General features: G+C 48.7%; 3 protein-coding genes. 1 reads left to right on the top strand and 2 read right to left on the bottom strand.

The features are described 5' to 3' along the window. On the top strand, positions 1 to 337 hold a 337-nt coding region (locus tag RMO27_RS04025), incomplete at its 5' end, for a glycosyltransferase family 4 protein (RefSeq protein ID WP_309729353.1). Positions 338 to 806: 469 nt separating this feature from the next. Here RMO27_RS04025 and secG read toward each other — a convergent pair. After that, positions 807 to 1,082, bottom strand: a complete 276-nt coding sequence (secG, locus tag RMO27_RS04020) for a preprotein translocase subunit SecG (RefSeq protein ID WP_309729351.1) — start codon at positions 1,080 to 1,082, stop codon at positions 807 to 809. Positions 1,083 to 1,252: 170 nt separating this feature from the next. Continuing rightward, positions 1,253 to 2,110 (bottom strand): 2,3-bisphosphoglycerate-independent phosphoglycerate mutase (gene gpmI / locus RMO27_RS04015; protein WP_309729349.1); only part of this gene is annotated, 858 nt, incomplete at its 5' end.

Genomic DNA, 2,110 nt, shown 5'->3' with positions numbered 1-2,110 from the left:
GCGCGGTGCAGATGTATTTATTTTACCTTCGTTAGTGGAAGGTTTATCGCTATCACTGCTAGAAGCCATGTCCTGTGGAGTGGCTTGCGTGGCGACTGATGCTGGCGCGGATGCTTCGGTGATTGCCAATGGGGCGGGAATTGTAATCAATACTCAAGGCGTCTCCGGTCAACTCCGCACGATTCTGCCAATTCTCCGCGAACATGCTGCATGGCGCGAGACTCTGGGTAAAGCTGCCCGCCAGCGAGTGGTTGAGGATTATACGCTTAAGGGAAATATCGATCGGATTGAAAATTTGTATGGGGAAATCATTGCCCCGGTTCGAGCTGTTGGTTAGGTATCGCTATCGATCGACATCCAATTGCCGAAACTCACACCTTGCAGCAATTTAAATATACTATTGCTTAACGTAGATTCAGGGTACCCACAAGGGGCACCCCTACAGGTTAATTGTGTAGCAGGGTGGATTAGTTGTCGGCAGAGCAAATCTGAAACCTTAGTTCTTAGTCTTCAACCGCCCTCAAATAAATTTGGGGCTAACGGCAAAAGTCCATTGAAATGGACTGAAAGACTTTTCTTTTTCGACAATTAATCCACCCTGCTACAGGTTAATTGTGTAGGGGTGCCCCTGTCTTGTCTTGACGCACACAACCTGGAGGAAACCTCCAGGTCGCGCGTCGCTGACTGAAACACATGCGCCTCCACTCTCCGCGTGATTTCAGTCGCTGTCTTGTCATTTTTTTTTATTCTGGGGGAACCCCAGAATAAAAACTCCGCTTGTGGGTACCCTCAGATCGCTGCTTTTACTAATTCCCGACTGTCGGAACTGGCGCGGGAACTGGTACCGATCCAGCCGTGAGCCAGCCAGCACTGAGAATTACGGTCAACGTAATAAAGATCAGAAACAAACCCCAGGTAATCCGATTGAGGTTGCTTTCAGCACTTTTGGTGCTGCTAAATAACTGGGCTTGACCGCCAATGCCGCCAATCCCATCGCCTTTGGGGCTGTGGAGCAAGACCATTGCCGTCAAACCAAATGCCGAAGCACACCAAATAATTTCAATAATATTAACAATATTCATTCAGCAATTCTAAATCGTAATAATCTTTAAATCTATTGTATCTCGATCTTTCCTAGCAATGCTGTTTCAGTAGATAGATGTGTTAAAAAGCTGATAGGTAAAGGGATCGAGACTCTCATCGCAATCCCTTTACCTGCCATCTAACTTAGCAATGATCGCGACTAAGTTAATTAGACCCCCACCCGCATCGGCGATCGAGTCTGTTGGAACTCGACTACTGCTGGCACGACCATCGATTTACCAGTCATGTCGATCGGTTGGGGAATCTGGAGGATCTCCAAAATTGTCGGCGCGAGATCTGCCAATTTACCATCATCGCGGAGGGTAACGTCAGTACCGTGACCCTGAAGTTGGCGACGTTCGCCTTCGACCAAAATTAATGGTACTTGGCTGGTAGTATGCGCCGTCCAAGGATTGTCGTTTTCATCGCACATATATTCGGCATTACCATGATCGGCGGTAATCAGGGTCGTGCCACCGACTTTACCGACCCCTTCGAGGAGCTTGCCCAGGCAGGCATCGACAGTTTCGATCGCTTGGATCGTGGGTGCCATTTTACCAGTATGTCCGACCATATCGGGGTTGGCATAGTTGACGACGATCAATGTATAAATCTGTTTGGCGATCGCCGCTAAGACTGTCTCGGTGACAAGGGCAGCCGACATTGCTGGTGTGCGATCGTAAGTACTTACCTGGGGACTGGGAATTAATTCTCGATCTTCACCAGGTAAAGGTTCTTCCCTACCTCCATTAAAGAAGTAAGTCACATGGGCGTATTTCTCAGTTTCAGCAACCCTAAACTGCTTTAAACCTCGTTCCGAGACAACTTCGCCGAGCAGGTGCTGCAATTGTTGCGGTTCAAAGGCGACGAGCACAGGGAAGGTCGAGTCATACTGAGTAAACGTCGCCACCGTCAGCGGGGTAATTTGCGATCGGATAAATCCCGTAAAATGGGCATTAATTAGGGCACTGGTGAGCTGTCTGGCACGATCGGGACGGAAGTTAAAGAAAATTATCCCATCGCCTGG

Source organism: Chamaesiphon sp. OTE_75_metabat_556, from assembly GCF_031378165.1.
Lineage (GTDB): Bacteria > Cyanobacteriota > Cyanobacteriia > Cyanobacteriales > Chamaesiphonaceae > Chamaesiphon.
This window is presented reverse-complemented; position numbering and strand designations above follow the sequence as displayed.

What these genes read in the sequence shown, in the direction of transcription:
- secG (WP_309729351.1), bottom strand. Translation starts at nt 1,082, where the DNA reads ATGAATATTGTTAATATTATTGAAATTATTTGGTGTGCTTCGGCATTT.